The sequence below is a fragment of the Methanimicrococcus stummii genome, assembly GCF_032594435.1.
GTDB classification, from domain to species: domain Archaea; phylum Halobacteriota; class Methanosarcinia; order Methanosarcinales; family Methanosarcinaceae; genus Methanimicrococcus; species Methanimicrococcus stummii.
The window spans coordinates 1,093,704-1,110,707 of sequence record NZ_CP131062.1 but is presented as its reverse complement, the minus strand read 5'-3'; the positions used below and the strand labels follow the sequence as shown (position 1 = coordinate 1,110,707).

Sequence of the window (17,004 nt, the reverse complement as noted above, 5' to 3'; positions counted from 1 at the left end):
GAACGTTATGTTCTCAAATAGCCTTTTTTGTCCAGCCAGTCCACTTGCGGGCGAGTGTATTTCCAAATGATGTCTGCTTTTTCGTCCTGGAAATCCCACGGGACTGCAATGACGACATCGCCTTCGTGAATCCAAATCTTCTTTTTCATGGATCCGGGAATGCGTCCCAAGCGGACAACGCCGTCCATGCATCTGAGTTTGAGATGGTTTGCGCCAAGCAAACTTTCAACAATTGCCAACACTTCTCTCTCCTCTTTTTTAGGGATTCTGACACGAATGACCTGTTCGCCATCTGTGGGGGCAGGTCCTCTTCTTCCGTTTCTGTTATTTTTAAAATTTGCCATAAATTTGCCTTCTTGATAAATTATTGTAAAAATGCCTCTTACAGCCGAGGCGAGAATAAACATTTCATTTTTTATAAAATTACAAATGCTGATTTTTATGTAAGAATAATGTTTTCCTGTTTAAATGTTGTGTCCGATTTCATTCTTTCAAAATGCAATTTTTCTTTTTTTCATGATTTTTAATTGATTTTTTCAGACTCAGTCACAACCTTTATATACGAAATGTGATATTGTTTGGATTCGCTCAGTTCGAGTCTTTCAAAATTCGAATTGATTGAAATTGACATTTCCAATTTAAATTAATTAAGTACGGATTTTATTTGTCCGGTGCTTTTTTGAAGTTTGGCTTCAAGTCAAAATCATTAAATACAATGTCAGCTTTATAATGTATTCCGCGTAATTTACTGGATTTTTTTTCAGTCAAATTCGTGAATTTTACATTCATCTAATAATGAAGTCCGGAGTTTTTTCCGTGACTGATATGTGACCTGATGTTTCGGTAAACTTCGGCGGTGATTTTCAAACTTTCATCTTGTTTTCAAGGTGAATCTTTCAATTTGCTTTGCAAATTGAATCAAAATTGTAAATCATCGTTACGAGATTTACAGGAATATCAAACTGTGTACAAAGGAAAGCAACTCAAAAATCTAAGAACTAAGTGTGAATAGCGCTTTATTCGTGGTTGACAAGTTTTTTCCGACAATTCTGATTATTCAGCAATGTTTGCAGTATTTCCAAAACCAGCTATTAAAAGCAACATCAAGTGTGTACAGGATTACATTGAGAATGCTCACAGCGTTTGAAATGTTAAATTCAAATATAATTCCGGTTGATCCTGCCGGAGGTTACTGCTATCGGTGTTTGACTAAGCCATGCGAGTCAAATGTTCTTCGTGAACATGGCGTAATGCTCAGTAACACGTGGATAACCTGCCCTTAGGTCCGGCATAACCTCGGGAAACTGAGGATAATTCCGGATATCTCTTCTCTGCTGGAATCGCTTGAAGAGACAAAGAATTTCGCCTAAGGATGGGTCTGCGGCCTATCAGGTTGTAGGGGGTGTAATGTACCCTCTAGCCGACAACGGGTACGGGTTGTGAGAGCAAGAGCCCGGAGATGGATTCTGAGACATGAATCCAGGCCCTACGGGGCGCAGCAGGCGCGAAAACTTTACAATGCAGGAAACTGTGATAAGGAGACACCGAGTGCTCGCATCAAATGCGGGCTGTCCACATACCTAAATCGTATGTGTTAGCAAGGGCCGGGCAAGACCGGTGCCAGCCGCCGCGGTAATACCGGTGGCCCGAGTGGTAGCCGCTTTTATTGGGTCTAAAGGGTCCGTAGCCGGTTCGGTCAGTCCATTGGGAAATCCGGATGCTCAACATCCGGGCTTCCAGTGGATACTGCCGAACTTGGGATCGGGGGAGGTAAGAGGTACTACAGGGGTAGGAGTGAAATCTTGTAATCCTTGTGGGACCACCTGTGGCGAAGGCGTCTTACCAAAACGAGTCCGACGGTGAGGGACGAAAGCTGGGGGCACGAACCGGATTAGATACCCGGGTAGTCCCAGCCGTAAACGATGCTCGCTAGGTGTCAGGCATGGCGTGACTGTGTCTGGTGCCGAAGGGAAGCCGTGAAGCGAGCCACCTGGGAAGTACGGCCGCAAGGCTGAAACTTAAAGGAATTGGCGGGGGAGCACAACAACGGGTGGAGCCTGCGGTTTAATTGGACTCAACGCCGGAAAACTCACCAGGGGAGACAGCAATATGTAGGTCAAGCTGAAGACTTTACCTGAATCGCTGAGAGGAGGTGCATGGTCGTCGCCAGTTCGTACTGTGAAGCATCCTGTTAAGTCAGGCAACGAGCGAGACCCGTGCCCACAGTTACCAGCGGCATCTCCGGATGGCCGGGTACTCTGTGGGGACCGCCGGTGTTAAATCGGAGGAAGGTGCGGGCTACGGTAGATCAGTATGCCCCGAATCTCTTGGGCTACACGCGGGCTACAATGGACGGGACAATGGGTAACTACCCCGAAAGGGGATGTTAATCTCATAAACCCGTTCGAAGTTCGGATCGAGGATTGAAACCCATCCTCGTGAAGCTGGAATCCGTAGTAATCGCGTTTCAACATAGCGCGGTGAATACGTCCCTGCTCCTTGCACACACCGCCCGTCAAACCACCCGAGTGGGGTATGGGTGAGGGTATGGACATCGTGCCGTATTCAAACCTGAATTCCGCAAGGGGGGTTAAGTCGTAACAAGGTAGCCGTAGGGGAATCTGCGGCTGGATCACCTCCTAAGAATAAAACACCGCCGAATGCCGAAAAAACATCAGGTCACAACACAAAAACCAATAAAAGATAAATTGATCGAGCAAGATCCAAAATAAATCGGGCAAAGCTCGAAATTATACAGTTGGGCTTGTAGATCAGCTGGAAGATCGCTGTCTTCGCATGGCAGAGGCCTGGGGTTCAAATCCCCACAAGTCCATTTTATTGGTTCCGATAAACAATCGGAAACAAAATCGGCCGGAAAACAAATTCGGTTCCGGTTTAATAAAATCAGAAGCGCGTTTAAAAACGCGCCGGGGTGCAATTCCTCTCACAAGTTTATAATGCACTCCGCGATTTCTCGCGGGGGAAGGACGGATAAATCGTGTGCCAGCACGGAATTTAAGTGATGTCATGTAAAGGTTGAAGAAGATAAACAACAACAAATCAACAAGTTGGACAGATATATCAGACGCTAACTGAAAAATCGGTTAAGCGAATGGTGTTACGCCAACAGGTGGATGGCTCGGCTCAAGAGCTGATGAAGGACGTGCCAAGCTGCGATAAGCTCAGGGTAGACGCAAGGAATCTATGAACCTGAGATCTCCTAATGGGAATCCTGTTATCCGTGAGGGTAACGATCAGTCATGATCGGGAACGCCCCGAATTGAAACATCTTAGTAGGGGCAGGAAAAGAAATCAATAAGAGATGCCGTTAGTAAAGGCGATTGAAACCGGCAGAGTTCAAACTGAATCCTTTGTAGTAATATAAAGGAGATGTGGTTTACGGCTGACATTATTTTCCTATTTCATTGAATCAAACTTGCCTGAAACGGCAGACCACAGAGTGTGATAGTCACGTCGATAAAGATGAAAGGAAAATCGTCATGTCCTGAGTAGTGTGGGTCGGAAATCTCGCACGAATATGGGGGTCACCAATCTCCAAAACTAAATACTCCTTGAGTCCGATAGCGAATTAGTAGGGTGACCGAACGCTGAAAAGTACCCCGAGAAGGGAGGTAAAAAGTGCCTGAAACCTGTTGGTTATAGAACGATGGGGCGTGAAAGGATCTTTCTTATGAAGGAAGAAGCTGCGAGGCTTTTGTACGAATAAGATTGCCGATGTTCCATCTTAAGTTTTGAAGAACTGGCCAGGGAGTTTATCTTGGTGGCGAAGGCTAACTGTTCTTACAGGCAGCCAAAGCGAAAGCAACATGTGCGCAACTCTTCGAGTGAGGCACGGCGTATACAAGTGCGCGGAGTCACCGGGATAAGACCCGAAGCCGGGCGATCTAGGCGTGGGCAGGTTGAAGCGTGGCGAAAGCTGCGTGGAGGACCGCAAGTGGTATTGATCTGCAAATCATTCACGTGACCCACGTCTCGGAGTGAAATGCTAATCTAGCCCGGCATCCGCTGGTTCCCTCCGAAACATGTCGTAGCATGACCTGACCCGAGGTCGTTGGTGGAGTAGAGCACTGATTGGGGAATCCGGGGAAGAAATTCTTCGCTCTTCTGTCAAACTCCAAACCCACCCACACCGTAGACGGTCGGAGTCCGCACTGCTGGGGTAAGCTTGTAGTGCGTAAGGGAGACAACCCTGCCCGTGGTTAAGGTCCCCAAGTGTCGGCTAAGTGTAAACACTAAAGGGCGTCCCAAGCCCAAAACAGCTGGAAGGTTAGCTTAGAAGCAGCTATCCTTTAAAGAGTTCGTAACAGACCACCAGTCGAGGTTTGGGGCCCCGAAAATTGACGGGGCTCAAGCCGACCACCGATACCACGGAGTACCGTATAGGTAATCTCGTAGGAGGGCGTTGTGTTCGGGCAGAAGCAGGGCTGTGAAGTCCTGTGGACCGTTCACAAACGAAAATCCTGGTAATAGTAGCAGCATAGTCAAGTGAAAATCTTGACCGCCGAAGGGGCCAGGTTTCCTCGGCAATGATCATCAGCCGAGGGTTAGTCGGTCCTAAGACGTACCGTAATCCGAGTACGCCGAATCAGGGAAACAGGTTAATATTCCTGTACCGTTCGACAATAATCCTGACGCTTCAGGGCAGGCCGAGCGGCGTTGTCGCGCCGTTTAAGCATCGAAGTTCGTGGAGAGCCGTAATGGCGAGAAGCGAATGAATATGTTATGACGAAAGTCGGCTGCACCCCGGAGCCCGTGAAAAGGGGTCGAAACGTCCGTACCAAGATCTGACACAGGTGCCCCTAGCTGAAAAGGCTAAGGCGTGACGGAGTAATTCAGTTTAGGGAATTCGGCAAATTAGCTCCGTAACTTCGGGAGAAGGAGTGCCTGCTGTGAAGACAGCAGGTCGCAGTGACCAGGGGGCTCCAACTGTCTAATACCAACATAGGAGATCGCAAATCCGTAAGGATGAGTACGATCTCTGAATCCTGCTCAGTGCAGGTACCTCAAACCCCGGTTCAACGGGACGAAGGGCCTGTAAACAGCGGGGGTAACTATGACCCTCTTAAGGTAGCGTAGTACCTTGTCGCTTAATTGGCGACTTGCATGAATGGATCAATGAGAGCCCTACTGTCCCAAACTGGAATCCGGTGAAGCTTACATTCTAGTGCACAGTCTAGAGACCTCTAGGGGGAAGTGAAGACCCCATAGAGCTTTACTGCAGCCTGTCGTTGAGTTGTGATTTCGAATGTACAGTGTAGGTAGGAGACGTCGAAGCGGGCGCGCCAGCGTTCGTGGAGTCAAAAGTGGGACACTACCCTTTTGGAATTACGATTCTCACTCTCTTCTGAGAGGACCCCGATAGGTGGGCAGTTTGCCTGGGGCGGGACGCCCTTGAAAAGATATCAAGGGTGCGCAATGGTTGACTCAAGTGGGTCGGAAACTCACTGAAGAGTGCAAGAGCATAAGTCAGCCTGACGTTATTTCGCACAACAAGGAATGACGAGACGAAAGTCGGTTCTAGCGAACTTTTGAGCCCGCTTGGTGCGGGCCAAAAACTACAGAAAAGTTACCTTGGGGATAATTGTGTCGTTGCCGGCAAGAGTACATATCGACCCGGCAGCTTGCTACTTCGATGTCGGTTCTTTCCATCCTGGCCGTGCAGCAGCGGCCAAGGGTGAGGTTGTTCGCCTATTAAAGGAGATCGTGAGCTGGGTTTAGACCGTCGTGAGACAGGTTGGTTACTATCTACTAGAGGTGTTTGATGTCTGAGGGTAAGTTGCTTTTAGTACGAGAGGAACAAAGCAACGGTGCCTCTGGTCTACCTGTTGTCTGACAAGGCATCGCAGGGCAGCTACGCACCAAAGAATAAGAGCTGAATGCATCTAAGCTCGAAATCCCACCTAAATAAGAGACATCGTCAAGGACACTCGTAAAAGACGAGGTTGATCGAAACGGGATGTACGCACCAAGGCAACGAGGTGTTGAGTCCGCGTTCACGAATAGTCCGTGCCGCCGCGAGACTGATTTTTCAGGCGATATCTGATTATGTCTGAGTCATCCGTTTGTTGAAATTATTAAAATGTTGTTTATCAAAAATTGAGCAAATGCAATTTATGAATTGTTTGAATTCATTTGATTTGCATTGTTTGTTTTTCAATCATTACATGGCAGTCATGTTTTTCTTTTCAGGAAAAACATTAAATATCAATTATCCGTTTCATATCTCACGCTATAGAGAAAGTCTTTTGGCGGCCATAGCGGCGGGGCGACTCCTGTACCCATACCGAACACAGAAGATAAGCCCGCCAGCGTTCCCTGTTGTACTGAAGTGTGCGAGCCTTCGGGAAGCTTGGATCGCTGCCATGAGTCTTTCTTTATCATTCTTATTTTGTAATTGTTTTTTGAAGTGAAAAGCGGAAGCTTTGGTTTTTATTATTTTATGATTTCTTTTAATTTTGTTTTATTTTTGTTTGCCGTTGGCATCAGGTTTGCGTTTTGTACTTGGCGTCAGGTTTGCGTTTTGCCGTTGGCGTCAGGTTTGCGTTTTGCCGTTGGTGTCAGGTTTGCGTTTTGCGCCGGCTGCCGCCGCCGCGCGCGAGCCGCATCATTTTTTCAAAAATGTTGGAAAAGTGGGTCAATCGTTTTTCAAAAAATTTGGGGAATCGAGGGACGTTTTTTTAAAATTGGAAAAATGAACAATCATTTTTCAACTTTTCGTTTTTCCCGATTCAGAAGATTATTTATGTTCAGGCGGTATGTAGTGGTCATAAGCACTTTTCATTAATGCTTTTAAAAGGAGGTTTATTTATGGAACACGAACACGGTCCCGACTGTTGCTGTGGGGAATCAAACACCGTCACAATTGAATTTGAAGACGACACAGCTGTCGAATGTGAAATTATCGGAACATTTGAAGCCAACGGCAAAGAATACATTGCATTATTAAAACAAGACGAATCCGAAGACATTTTGATCTACGGATTTAAAGAACACGAAGACGATATTGAATTAATTGACATCGAAGACGAAGAAGAATTCCAAAAAGCAGCTGATGTTTTAGATGAACTTCTCGGTGATGAATGATTGATTTTTATCAATCAACTCAATTATTTTAACATTTTTAATTCATTTTTCAATTCGTTTCATCAATCAATTTTATGATTTCATTTATTCCGTTTTCATTCAGAATTGAATTTTTTATTATTGCAGCATTCGGATTTATTTGCCGGATGCTTTCTTCAATTAAATTCAATTCCTTATCATTCACCAAATCAATTTGATTTAAAACAACAACTTCTGAAACAATAATTTGATCGAACGACATTTTCTTTTTTTCTTTTATATTTCTAAAAAATTGAGCGCAATGAATCAAAGTCAAAAGCGGCGCAAATTGATATTCTTCCGATCTGCTTTTCAATGATATTCTTTCCAGTTCGTCTTTAACAACCAACGGCGAAACCGTTTCCTTCGGCTCGATAAATAAAACATCCGGATGAGCTTTTTCAATCAATTGCTCAATTGCGGCTGACATAACTTCTTTTAAATTGCATGTCACACAAGCAGCCGTTATTTCTTTCGTATCCAGGTCATATCCGATTAAATCGCCGTCAATGATTTCTTCACCGATCTCATTTGTAAAATAAGCAGCCGTTTTTCCGGAAGCTGCATAATGTTTGGCAAGCGTTTTAATTAAAGTCGTTTTGCCGCTTCCTAAAAAGCCGCCGACAATAACGATTATCGTCATGTTTTCATTTTGCTCGTTTGAATGTGTCATTCTTTTGCCTGAAAGTTGTCAATTCGTTATAATTTCATTAATATCTTCGATTGATTAAAATCTCTCCGTTTCTTTTAAATATTAAAAAATCATTTATGAATCTCTCCCAACGGAGATTCTTTTAATCAATTGCCAACGTGGCAGAGCGGCTATGCGTTCGCCTGCAGAGCGAATCTACTTCGGTTCAAATCCGGACGTTGGCTTTCGTTTTTAAAAATAAACGGAAGAGATAACTCTTCCGTTTTTTATTGCTTTGTGTTTTTCTGTTATTCCGTTTTTATTGTTGTTTTTTATTTGTCATTTTATTTTTTGTTATTCTAATGTTTGCTGTTTTAATTTTATTATTTATTTCTGTTAATTTGCGTTTTCTGATTTCATCGTTTGTTCTTTTCAACGAAATAATATGCTGTTCCGCTGATCAATACGACAAATGCGGTGATAACGCTCAAATTAACCCACAGAGTTCTTGTATCTCTTGTGTCGGCAGAGTTTTGTTTTTCATTTTCGTTATTTGTTTGATTATCATTTGCGGTATTTTGGGCCGAACTTGCAGACGAATTATCTTTCGTCTCGGTTGCATTTGAGTTTGCGCTTGCATTCGCATTCGTGTTCTCATTTGTCGGCTCAACAACTCTGGCAGAACCTGTTCCGCTTCCGCCGCTGCTGCTCGTCTTTCCATCGCCGGTTGTAATGTCTCCGTCGGTTTCAATGACGACATCGATTCCGCGTGTCAATGATCCGATCAATCTGACACCATCGCCTTCAAGGGTGATGCTTGCCGGAACTTCGGTATCGCCGATATTGTAAGATCCGGTCGGAACTTCAATGACATTTCCTTCAACCGCGCTTTTCAAAATGCCGGCCAAAATCTGCCCGTTTTCATCAGGCGTGTTCTCGGGGTTCAGCAATATGAATCTGGATGTGATGACACCGCCGTCAATTCCGTTTTCATTGGAGACGACAATTGAGCTCGCAGCCAAGTCAACGCCTGCCGGCGGTGTGATTTGGGAAACATCGTTTTCCGGGGTTACCGCACTGTATTGTTCCAAAACAATCGGCATCGTTTCTTCCGAAGCAACGCCGGACACATCAATTCCTGTCGTGCTGATGTCTGAAGCATCGTTCTGCTGCTTGTTATTGACGTTTAAGCCGCCCCAAGCATTGTTTTGCGTCGTTCCGGAAACCGTTACGCTTTCTCCTTGCGTCATCGTAATTCCGAAACCGCCGTTATTGAATGCGGTAATGTTTGTATAAACGGCATTTGTGTTTCTGCTGATGTCAAATGCCGTTTTGTTCATATTTGTCGCGGCAACGTTTTCAAAAACCGTTCCGTTCACGGCTTGAACGCGGAATCCGTAATCTGCGACTCCTGTTCCGTTTAAAGTTATGTTTTTGATCGTTGTTTGATCGGCTTGAATTTTAAAACCGTCACTTTTGCCGGTCAGCCGGACTTCGGGCGCAACACCCGTTTCGTTTGTGACGGTGATGTTTGTTTTTTGATTCGATATGAGATACTGATCGGCGGCGTAAATTTCACCTGAGAGGATGATTGTTGAATCGCTTTCAACAGAGACGAGGACTGATTTCAGCAGTCCGCCGGCTCCGTCGGAAGTCAAATGAACGACATCTCCGATTGCAGGCGTCCAATCCGCAAAATCTGCTTCACCGCTGATTGTAATTTCATCTGCGGCCGCAAGTGATGTTCCGAATGCCAATACCATTGTGAGTGTGAATAAAACCAATTTTAATGTCAACTTTTTAAACATTTTATTGCCTTCTTCGATTACAACTGAAATAATGTTATAATCATTCACTACTAATATGTCATAGCTATATCAAACTCTCCTGTCAAAAATTTCCTTTGAATATCTTCACGTTTTTATAAAAATCTAAATTGATTTAAATAGAAACAAATTCAATTTCATTTCGGTTTTGGGCAAATCTGTCTTTTAATCTTTTCAAATTGAGGAGATTCCGATCAATTATTTTTATAATCGGTTTTAATTGGAATGAATTTTTCATCAACAATTCATTTTTTAAAAAGGGGATTGGCTTCAAAATTTTCATCACAATATCGGAAGGGAAAATATGAATTTTAAAATGGGTTTACTATTCGTTTTGGTGTTTGCTGCTTTGGCATTTTCGGGCTGTCTCGGAACGGAAGATGTCGGAGGGGAAGGCGAAGGCAGTTTAGCTGTCATTAACAAAACTCTCATCAACGACGAGACAATCGTCGGTTCATGGGTTCAGCCATCGACCGGCTGTAAATTGGTTTTCTTAAGCGATCACACATTTGTGCGCATTTTCAACAACAGTTATTATAACGGAACTTGGCGGATTGAAAACAGCAACATGTTGATTTTGACCATGGAAACTTGGGATTTCAGCGAAAACATTTCCGGTGAATACCTCGGAGAAGACGATGTTTCTTTCGGGACCGTCAGCAACAATGTTTTAACATTCACGTCAATCAATGAAGATTTTGATTCCGGATTCCCCTCCGGCGAGTTTTTGCCTGAAGGCGTTTCAAATCAAAGTGTTTCTTCGGGAACAATTGCAGCCATTAACGACGGAATGATTGTCGGCACCTGGGATCATCAAGGATCGAATTGCGAGCTGGTCTTTTCAAGCAATCATACATTTGTTCAAACCGTCAATGGTCAAAGCCACGACGGAACTTGGAGAATCGAATACGATAATCTGTTGATCTTGAATATGAAAACCTATGACCGCCGGAACAATTACCTCGGAAAAGAAGACGTGTCTTACGGGTCCCTCAAAGACGGCGTATTGACGTTTGATTCGATTAACGACAGTTTCGCAATCGGTTTCCCGGCAGGAGATTTCGTTAAAGTTTAACTTTGATTTTGCTTGATATTGAAATAAAATTAAATTTAAATCAATCAAATAAGATTTAGTCAAATTAAAGTTAGTCAAACTAAGATTGATCAAATTAAAAATAGTCAAATTAAAATTAATCAAATTAAGATTAGTCAAATTAAAATTAATCAAATAAATTAATACGGCTCGGCAATTTGCCGAGCCTTTTTTTTGAATTTATTCCGATTTTGCGGGATAAAAATCAAATTCTTATTCATTATTTGAAAAAATAAAAATTGTTAGTTGGAAAGCGCTAAAATCGCTTCAGCCAAATCGCCGTTATTTTCTTCGAGTGCTTTTTTGGCGGCTTCTTCTGAGACGCCGGTTTGCTCGCAAACCAAACGAACATCTTCGTCCGGAATCACTAATTCTTTCGGCGCGGTTTTGACATCGCCGTTGATTTGATAAGTGTCAACGCCTTGCGCACGCATAATTGAAATTGACGGATTGTCAATAATGATATCGCCGTCGGTTGTTTTAATAATGACTTGTTCCGCATTGTCGATTTCACTCATTTCAATGCCGAGTTGCTTCATCATTCCTTGCATTTTTTTCGGATTCATTCCGCCGCGTCCGCCGCCCATTCCCGGAAACATAATTCTTCACCTGGATTTATTGTTCTAATTTGAATTCATGAAAATAAAAAAAAGCACGATACGACAGCGATGCTGTGTTTCGTGCTGACTGTGCTGTTGCCGGCCGGATTAGTGGCAGCCTGCGCATCCGCCGCCGCAGGGCTCGGCTGTCGGGTCTTCGATGACGAAGCCTGTTCCCATTTCGTTGTCAATGTAGTCGATGACCAAATTTTCAACGGTTTTTTCAAGTTCCGCATCGTAAATGACTTTCGTTGCGCCGATTTCGGTCGTGATGTCCGCTTCGCCGACATTGTCTTCCAAAGCTAAACCGAAAGACGGGCCGCCGCATCCGATGCCTGCGATAAAGACGCGGAGGTAGTGATCCTTTTTGTTTTGTTCTTCCAAAACATCATTTAAAGCAGCAACGGCTGCATCTGTAATTGTTACCATGTTTTTTCTCCTTTTGTTTTTTAATTTTATATTGAACGATTATTCAATACAGAACATAGCGATAAATCAAATATAAATCCTTTTGCAGTTTTCAAACATTTTATACGAATTCCGCGCCGTCATCCGCCGGATTCGAAAGCGGCTGTCCGTTGTAAGCGTTGATTTCCAAACATTCTTTTTTGCCCTGAACTTCCCAAACGGACGCGAAAACTTGCGAGATTTTGATTTCAAAATCCTTGTCCTGCGGACGGAAAGTTTTGTTCTGATAAATGATGGATTGCGCGTCCATGTCGTTGGATTTGACTTCCTGCGTATGTTTGCGCTTCAATTTCTCCAAAATCATTTTTTGAACTTCTTCTTTGGGTATTTTCGGCTGCTTCATGACATATTCAATGTCCGGAATTTCGGTTTGCGTGCCGATGTCGCCAAGTTCAATGTCGTCTTCGATTCCGTTGACTGCGTTGTACAATCCTTCGCCCGATGCCGCCATTTTAACATGATCGCTGCCGATTTTTCTGTCAATATTTAAGGTGTAAGTGTATTTCCAATACGGAACGAACTTTAACACAACATCTTTGACTTCGCCGAATGATGATTTTCCGGCAGCGGCCGCACGCTCAATCGGCATGTTGATGGCAGACGCGCGAATGCCGAGCGTTTCCTTTTTGTCGGCGTGGAATCTTTCGGGCTCAGGCTCGGGAATGTCATAAGATTGCGGCAAAGGTCTCGGCGCTTCAATGTATTCCGTTTCTCTGCCGCGCGAAGCGTCGACCGCCGCGCCGAATATGGCGGCCGTATAGTCTTCTGATTCTTCGGGCGCTTCAAAAATGCTGCCGAAATCATAATTTTCAAGCGGCGCGAGATTTTCCGGCTGCGTTTTTTCATAAAATTCAGGCATTGTGCCGCTGGCCGGGTTTTTGGAATTTGCAAAAGCGCTTACAGGGTCAAAGTTTTTTTTTTGATCCAAAAGAGATTCCAAACAGTAGTTGCCGACAACGCTTTCCAAAGTTTCGCGGCTTAAATTCGCAACCATAAACGCGCCGACATAACGCGCGAGCGCGTCTCTGTCCCAAATCATAACGCCGGTGTCTTCCGCATATTTCTGAACGGTTTCTTCGCCGCCTTTAATTTTCTTGGTCGTGATGTAAAGGCTGTTTTTTCCGTTCGCCTGCTGCGTAAATCTTTCAAGCGTGTTCAAATTGCCGTCAATATCGCATTTGACCCAAATTTCATAATCTTGGCGCTTGCCGACGATATCGCAAAAAGTGCCTTCGCTCGTTTCGTATCCGTAAGACTTAAACATTTCCAAAAGAAGCCGCGTCAGTTCCTGTTTCATATTTCTAATCTCTGAATTTTTAATGGAATAATTTATGTGAATTGTGTCAAATAAATGTGAATTTAAATGAAATAATATGTAGTAAACACATTTTATTATAAATACATTCAGTCATATCCGCTTCGGCTAAATCATTTGATATTTTATTCAACTATTCTGGTATATGCAAAAACCGTTTTCATATACTCTTTGTTTACTTTGTCATATCAATCGTTGAAAAATAAACTCTTAGAAACTTATATATTTTTTAAAAAAATATTTCCTTTACTTAAGTTATCCTCGTTTTTGCGGAAAATCCGCATCAATCGTTGGTAATTTTATTCATTTCGCTGGTTCTCGGAATCGGCTGTAAATTATCCTTGGAGGGGTTCATATCGCTATTAATGATATTTTAGAAACCGTGATTCCTTATACGGAATGGCAGGTTTCCGATCTTTTGTTTGCAATTATTATCCTGATCGTGGCGTTCATTGTCGCTCGCGTTTTAGTCAGCATCTTTAAACGGCTTTTGAACCGTACAAAAATTCCGGAATTGGCGGCAAGCTTTTTGGTTCAGTTAATCACGGCGCTTTTGTACGTGGCGGTTTTGCTGGCGTTCTTCTCGGCGCTCGGCATCACGGTCGGCTCAATCATTCTCGGACTTTCCGCTGTCATCGGTTTAATCTTGGGTTTTGGTATGCAGGACACTTTGACAAACTTGGGCGCAGGCATCTGGGTTGCCGTTTTGGAGCCTTTTAAGAAAGACGATTACATCACGGTTTCCGGTCAAACCGGCTACGTCAAAGACGTCGGCTTGATGTCCACCGAATTGATTACGCCCGATAACGTTTATATTATGCTTCCGAACAAAATGGTTTGGAACAGCGCGATTATCAACATGTCTCACTTGCCGACGCGCCGCTTTGAATTGACGATGGCGTTTAAGCTGCTCGGCGACGCAGACAGCACAATTCGTACGGTCATGGACGTTTTGAAAAAGAACCCTGACGTTCTTCAAAATCCTGAACCGAAGATTTACATTTCGAATTTGACGGATGCAACAGTCGATTTACAGATTCGCGCTTGGGCCGGAACGGAAGATGTCGGCTTGATGGCAACAACTGTCAAAGAAGAATTGCTTCGCGAATTTGATGAAAAATGATTCAAAAATCGTAAAACAATTCTAAATTAAAAAACTTAAAATTAAAAAAGCTGAAAAATTTGAAAAACAGAATTGAAAAATGTTTGAAATGAAACAGTTGAATCAAAGATTATTTAACTGTTTTTCTTGATTCAATTTTCTTTTCGTTTTTTTCATTTCTTTTCAGTTTTATTTATTGTTTCATTTTTTCGTTTTATCGTCTCTTTTTCATTTTCTCTTTCTTTTGCTGCGGTTTTGATGTGTTTTCTCGTTTTGTTCCGTCCGAATGATTTATATATATCTGAATTTTAAATTTGGAATTGGTAACATTTATAGATGATAAATGTTGGTGATAAATCATGAAGATTGCAATTTTAGGAGGAACCGGTAATATCGGCAAAGGATTTGCGCTCCGCTGGGGACAAATCCACGATGTTATTGTCGGCTCGAGGGAAAAGGAGAGAGCACAGGAAGCAGCGGCTGAGTACACTGCTTTCTTGAATGAAAGATCAATGCCGTCGAAAATCACGGGCGACGAAAACAAAGCGGCAGCCGAGGTTGCGGATATTGTCGTTATTGCAATTCGCTATGACCAGATTCCGACCGTTATGGAACACATTAAACCGGTTCTTTGCAACTGCCAAACCGTTTTATCCGTTGTCGTTCCGATGATTAAAGACCGTTGCTACCTGAACATGGGAACAGAACCGGTCAAAATCGAAGTCGACCCCGAAGAATACAATGCGGATTACTTCTGCTACGCGCCCCCGAAATCCGGCAGCGCCGCAAAAGAAATTCAAGCGCTTCTTCCGTCGGGAATTGATTTGGTGGCATCGTTTCACAATGTTTCTGCGAAGCGTTTGGAAGACTTTGACAAAGACATGGACTTGGACATTGCCGTTTGCGGCAATAACAAGCAAACCAAAGACGTTATCATGCAGCTTGTCCGCGACATTCCCGGCTTAAACCCCGTCGATGTCGGCCCGCTTGAGGCCGCCGCGCTGACCGAGCCGATTACGCCGCTTTTGCTCAACGTCGCGAAAATGAATAAAGAACTGCGCCACGCAGGCATTAAATTTGTTTAATTGAGAGGTTTGAATGTTGAAAAACATTCAATTTTAATTTTTAAATTAATTAAATATCATTCAAAACAAAACGAAAAATTAAAAACAAAAACGGAAAACGACTTAAAAACGATTCCAAAACGGTTTTATTTTTATGCTTTAGTTTTTACACGTTTGTTTTTATTTTTCATTTTTTTATTTTTGCTTTCCTTTTTATTTCATTAATTTGTTATCCGATTCTCGGTTTTATTTTCATTTTTGAAATATGCGGCAGCTCGCGCGCGGCGGCGGTGCGGCCGACGGCAGACGCAAGCGCAAACGCAGGACACAATTCCGGACTTTTATGGTGCAAAATTTTATACTTGTAACAGGTTTATACTTTTAATTCATTTAATGATTAATTTTAACGAGTGTTGATTATGGCTCAATTTACAACGATTTCAGAAATCCTTGAGGCTGTCGAAGAAGAAGGGATTGATTTTGTCAAGTTTCATTTTTCCGATGCTGACGGCATTTTTAAGGAAATTGATGTTCCGTCTGCGCTTCTCGAAAACGCTTTTTCAAAAGGACTTCCGTTTGACAATTCCGTCGGCGGAACTTTCAGGCCGACAGGCGCGGATTTGATGTTAAAGCCCGACCCGAGAACATTTTCCATTTTGGATGCCGGCGCGAAACAAAAATACGGGCGCGTCATTTGTGAATTAACGTTTTTGGACGGCCAGGCTTTTGACGGTTGTGTCCGCAGCAATTTGAAATTGTTCATCCGCAAAATTTACCAGTCCGGCTACACCTTTTCCGTTTCGTCGTCTCTCAGTTTTTATTTGTTTGACGCTGATTTTAAAGGCGATGCGCCGCTTTCCCTTTGTCCCGAAACGGTTTTAAAAATGGAAAATGTCAAGCGCGACATTTTATCCGTTTTTAACAACGCCGATATTGATGTCGTTTCTCTTCGCCAAACATATGTCGGCGGTCCGATTTCAATGGTTTTCAAAGAAGGCAGCGTTCTTCGAATCGCCGATAACATGATGACCGCCAAATACATCGTCAGCGACGTCGCGCGCCGTCACAATCTGCACGCTTCGTTCATGCCGAAGCCGGCGACATCTTTGGAAGGACTGGCTGTCACATTCGGTTTTACGTTGATGAAAGAAGAATTCAATGAATTTTATCATCCTGATCAGGATATGATGATTTCCGATAAAGCACGCGGATTTATTGCCGGAATTTTCAAACACATCCGCGCGATTTGCGCCGTTACGAATCCGACCGTCAACTCTTACAAAAGAATTGTTCAAAAAGGAAAGGCGCCCTATTATGTTACTTGGTCCGCCGTTGACCGCAATTCGCTGATCCGCTTGCCGTCTTCACGTGGGCGCGCAACCAAAATCGAAGTCCAGAACGCCGATTCGTCCTGCAATCCGTATCTTTCATTGCTTGCGCTTCTCGCCGCCGGCATTTCCGGCATGGATGAAAATTTAACCCCGATTGCCGCGGTCAATTTTGAAACGCATGATTATTCCGATTCCGAAAAGCAGGCGCTTTCGGCAGGCGCGCTTCCGAACACGCTGCGTGAGGCGCTTCTTGCTTTTAACAGCGACGATCACATCAAAGACGCGCTTGGCGAATCCATTTCAACATCCGTTTTCCAAACCGGAACGATTGAGTGGAGCAATTACATTGGCTGCGTTCATGCTTGGGAGCTCGAAAAATATCTTTAATCGGCTCCTTTTTTAATTATTGATTTTTAATTCATTTTGAATTTATTCAATGAATTTCAATTATTC

The 17,004-nt window shown here is 43.5% G+C and carries 12 protein-coding genes, 2 tRNA genes and 3 rRNA genes; 10 read left to right on the top strand and 7 right to left on the bottom strand.

The features are described 5' to 3' along the window. Window positions 1–5: 5 nt before the first annotated feature. Complete coding sequence (gene eif1A / locus MmiEs2_RS05455; protein ID WP_316558867.1) at window positions 6–344, bottom strand: translation initiation factor eIF-1A; 339 nt, start codon at window positions 342–344, stop codon at window positions 6–8. Window positions 345–1,166: 822 nt separating this feature from the next. Between eif1A and MmiEs2_RS05450 the strand changes: the two genes are divergently transcribed. The 5 genes from MmiEs2_RS05450 (at window position 1,167) to MmiEs2_RS05430 (ending at window position 7,104) form a co-directional block, all read left to right on the top strand. Further along, window positions 1,167–2,641, top strand: a 16S ribosomal RNA gene (locus tag MmiEs2_RS05450). Between the two features lie 119 nt (window positions 2,642–2,760). Then, a tRNA-Ala gene (locus tag MmiEs2_RS05445) sits at window positions 2,761–2,833 on the top strand. Window positions 2,834–3,109: 276 nt separating this feature from the next. Next, window positions 3,110–6,040, top strand: a 23S ribosomal RNA gene (locus MmiEs2_RS05440). Between the two features lie 225 nt (window positions 6,041–6,265). Further along, window positions 6,266–6,387, top strand: a 5S ribosomal RNA gene (gene rrf, locus MmiEs2_RS05435). Together the 16S, 23S and 5S rRNA genes with 1 tRNA gene alongside form the textbook arrangement of a ribosomal RNA operon. A 441-nt stretch (window positions 6,388–6,828) precedes the next feature. Then, window positions 6,829–7,104 (top strand): DUF1292 domain-containing protein, encoded by a 276-nt coding sequence (locus tag MmiEs2_RS05430; protein ID WP_316558866.1) that lies wholly within the window; start codon window positions 6,829–6,831, stop codon window positions 7,102–7,104. Window positions 7,105–7,153: 49 nt separating this feature from the next. Here the strand turns inward: MmiEs2_RS05430 and MmiEs2_RS05425 are convergent, their stop codons facing one another. After that, on the bottom strand, window positions 7,154–7,795 hold the full coding sequence (locus tag MmiEs2_RS05425) for a GTP-binding protein (protein WP_316558865.1): 642 nt from the start codon (window positions 7,793–7,795) through the stop codon (window positions 7,154–7,156). Window positions 7,796–7,926: 131 nt separating this feature from the next. On the opposite strand from MmiEs2_RS05425, the gene MmiEs2_RS05420 reads away from it, so the two are divergent. Beyond that, window positions 7,927–7,998, top strand: a tRNA-Cys gene (locus MmiEs2_RS05420). A gap of 171 nt (window positions 7,999–8,169) precedes the next feature. Here the strand turns inward: MmiEs2_RS05420 and MmiEs2_RS05415 are convergent. Then, window positions 8,170–9,561, bottom strand: a complete 1,392-nt coding sequence (locus MmiEs2_RS05415) for a right-handed parallel beta-helix repeat-containing protein (RefSeq protein ID WP_316558864.1) — start codon at window positions 9,559–9,561, stop codon at window positions 8,170–8,172. Window positions 9,562–9,883: 322 nt separating this feature from the next. Here MmiEs2_RS05415 and MmiEs2_RS05410 point away from each other — a divergent pair, with 322 nt between their 5' ends. Then, on the top strand, window positions 9,884–10,654 hold the full coding sequence (locus MmiEs2_RS05410) for a hypothetical protein (RefSeq protein ID WP_316558863.1): 771 nt from the start codon (window positions 9,884–9,886) through the stop codon (window positions 10,652–10,654). A gap of 260 nt (window positions 10,655–10,914) precedes the next feature. Here the strand turns inward: MmiEs2_RS05410 and MmiEs2_RS05405 are convergent, their stop codons facing one another. From MmiEs2_RS05405 to MmiEs2_RS05395, 3 genes are all read right to left on the bottom strand, one after another. Next, window positions 10,915–11,271: a nascent polypeptide-associated complex protein gene (locus MmiEs2_RS05405; protein WP_316558862.1), complete on the bottom strand. Its 357-nt coding sequence runs from the start codon at window positions 11,269–11,271 to the stop codon at window positions 10,915–10,917. Between the two features lie 108 nt (window positions 11,272–11,379). Beyond that, window positions 11,380–11,700 carry a HesB/IscA family protein gene (locus tag MmiEs2_RS05400; protein WP_316558861.1) on the bottom strand — a complete coding sequence of 107 codons (321 nt, stop codon included), beginning with the start codon at window positions 11,698–11,700 and terminating at the stop codon, window positions 11,380–11,382. 100 nt (window positions 11,701–11,800) lie between these two features. Beyond that, window positions 11,801–13,036, bottom strand: a complete 1,236-nt coding sequence (locus tag MmiEs2_RS05395) for a hypothetical protein (RefSeq protein ID WP_316558860.1) — start codon at window positions 13,034–13,036, stop codon at window positions 11,801–11,803. A 436-nt stretch (window positions 13,037–13,472) separates the two neighbouring features. Here MmiEs2_RS05395 and MmiEs2_RS05390 point away from each other — a divergent pair, with 436 nt between their 5' ends. Both MmiEs2_RS05390 and npdG read left to right on the top strand, forming a co-directional pair. Continuing rightward, window positions 13,473–14,177, top strand: coding sequence for a mechanosensitive ion channel family protein (locus MmiEs2_RS05390; RefSeq protein ID WP_316558859.1), 705 nt, complete (start codon window positions 13,473–13,475; stop codon window positions 14,175–14,177). Window positions 14,178–14,515: 338 nt separating this feature from the next. Beyond that, window positions 14,516–15,241, top strand: coding sequence for an NADPH-dependent F420 reductase (gene npdG / locus MmiEs2_RS05385; RefSeq protein ID WP_316558858.1), 726 nt, complete (start codon window positions 14,516–14,518; stop codon window positions 15,239–15,241). Between the two features lie 208 nt (window positions 15,242–15,449). Here npdG and MmiEs2_RS05380 read toward each other — a convergent pair whose 3' ends face one another. After that, complete coding sequence (locus MmiEs2_RS05380) at window positions 15,450–15,572, bottom strand: hypothetical protein (RefSeq protein WP_316558857.1); 123 nt, start codon at window positions 15,570–15,572, stop codon at window positions 15,450–15,452. A gap of 67 nt (window positions 15,573–15,639) precedes the next feature. On the opposite strand from MmiEs2_RS05380, the gene MmiEs2_RS05375 reads away from it, so the two are divergent. Then, on the top strand, window positions 15,640–16,938 hold the full coding sequence (locus MmiEs2_RS05375) for a glutamine synthetase family protein (protein WP_316558856.1): 1,299 nt from the start codon (window positions 15,640–15,642) through the stop codon (window positions 16,936–16,938). Window positions 16,939–17,004: the final 66 nt, after the last annotated feature.

Excerpts from the sequence above, each read along its gene's own strand:
- eif1A (WP_316558867.1), bottom strand. The coding sequence starts at position 344 with ATGGCAAATTTTAAAAATAACAGAAACGGAAGAAGAGGACCTGCCCCC.
- MmiEs2_RS05430 (WP_316558866.1), top strand. The coding sequence starts at position 6,829 with ATGGAACACGAACACGGTCCCGACTGTTGCTGTGGGGAATCAAACACC.
- MmiEs2_RS05425 (WP_316558865.1), bottom strand. The coding sequence starts at position 7,795 with ATGACACATTCAAACGAGCAAAATGAAAACATGACGATAATCGTTATT.
- MmiEs2_RS05415 (WP_316558864.1), bottom strand. The coding sequence starts at position 9,561 with ATGTTTAAAAAGTTGACATTAAAATTGGTTTTATTCACACTCACAATG.
- MmiEs2_RS05410 (WP_316558863.1), top strand. The coding sequence starts at position 9,884 with ATGAATTTTAAAATGGGTTTACTATTCGTTTTGGTGTTTGCTGCTTTG.
- MmiEs2_RS05405 (WP_316558862.1), bottom strand. The coding sequence starts at position 11,271 with ATGTTTCCGGGAATGGGCGGCGGACGCGGCGGAATGAATCCGAAAAAA.
- MmiEs2_RS05400 (WP_316558861.1), bottom strand. The coding sequence starts at position 11,700 with ATGGTAACAATTACAGATGCAGCCGTTGCTGCTTTAAATGATGTTTTG.
- MmiEs2_RS05395 (WP_316558860.1), bottom strand. The coding sequence starts at position 13,036 with ATGAAACAGGAACTGACGCGGCTTCTTTTGGAAATGTTTAAGTCTTAC.
- npdG (WP_316558858.1), top strand. The coding sequence starts at position 14,516 with ATGAAGATTGCAATTTTAGGAGGAACCGGTAATATCGGCAAAGGATTT.
- MmiEs2_RS05375 (WP_316558856.1), top strand. The coding sequence starts at position 15,640 with ATGGCTCAATTTACAACGATTTCAGAAATCCTTGAGGCTGTCGAAGAA.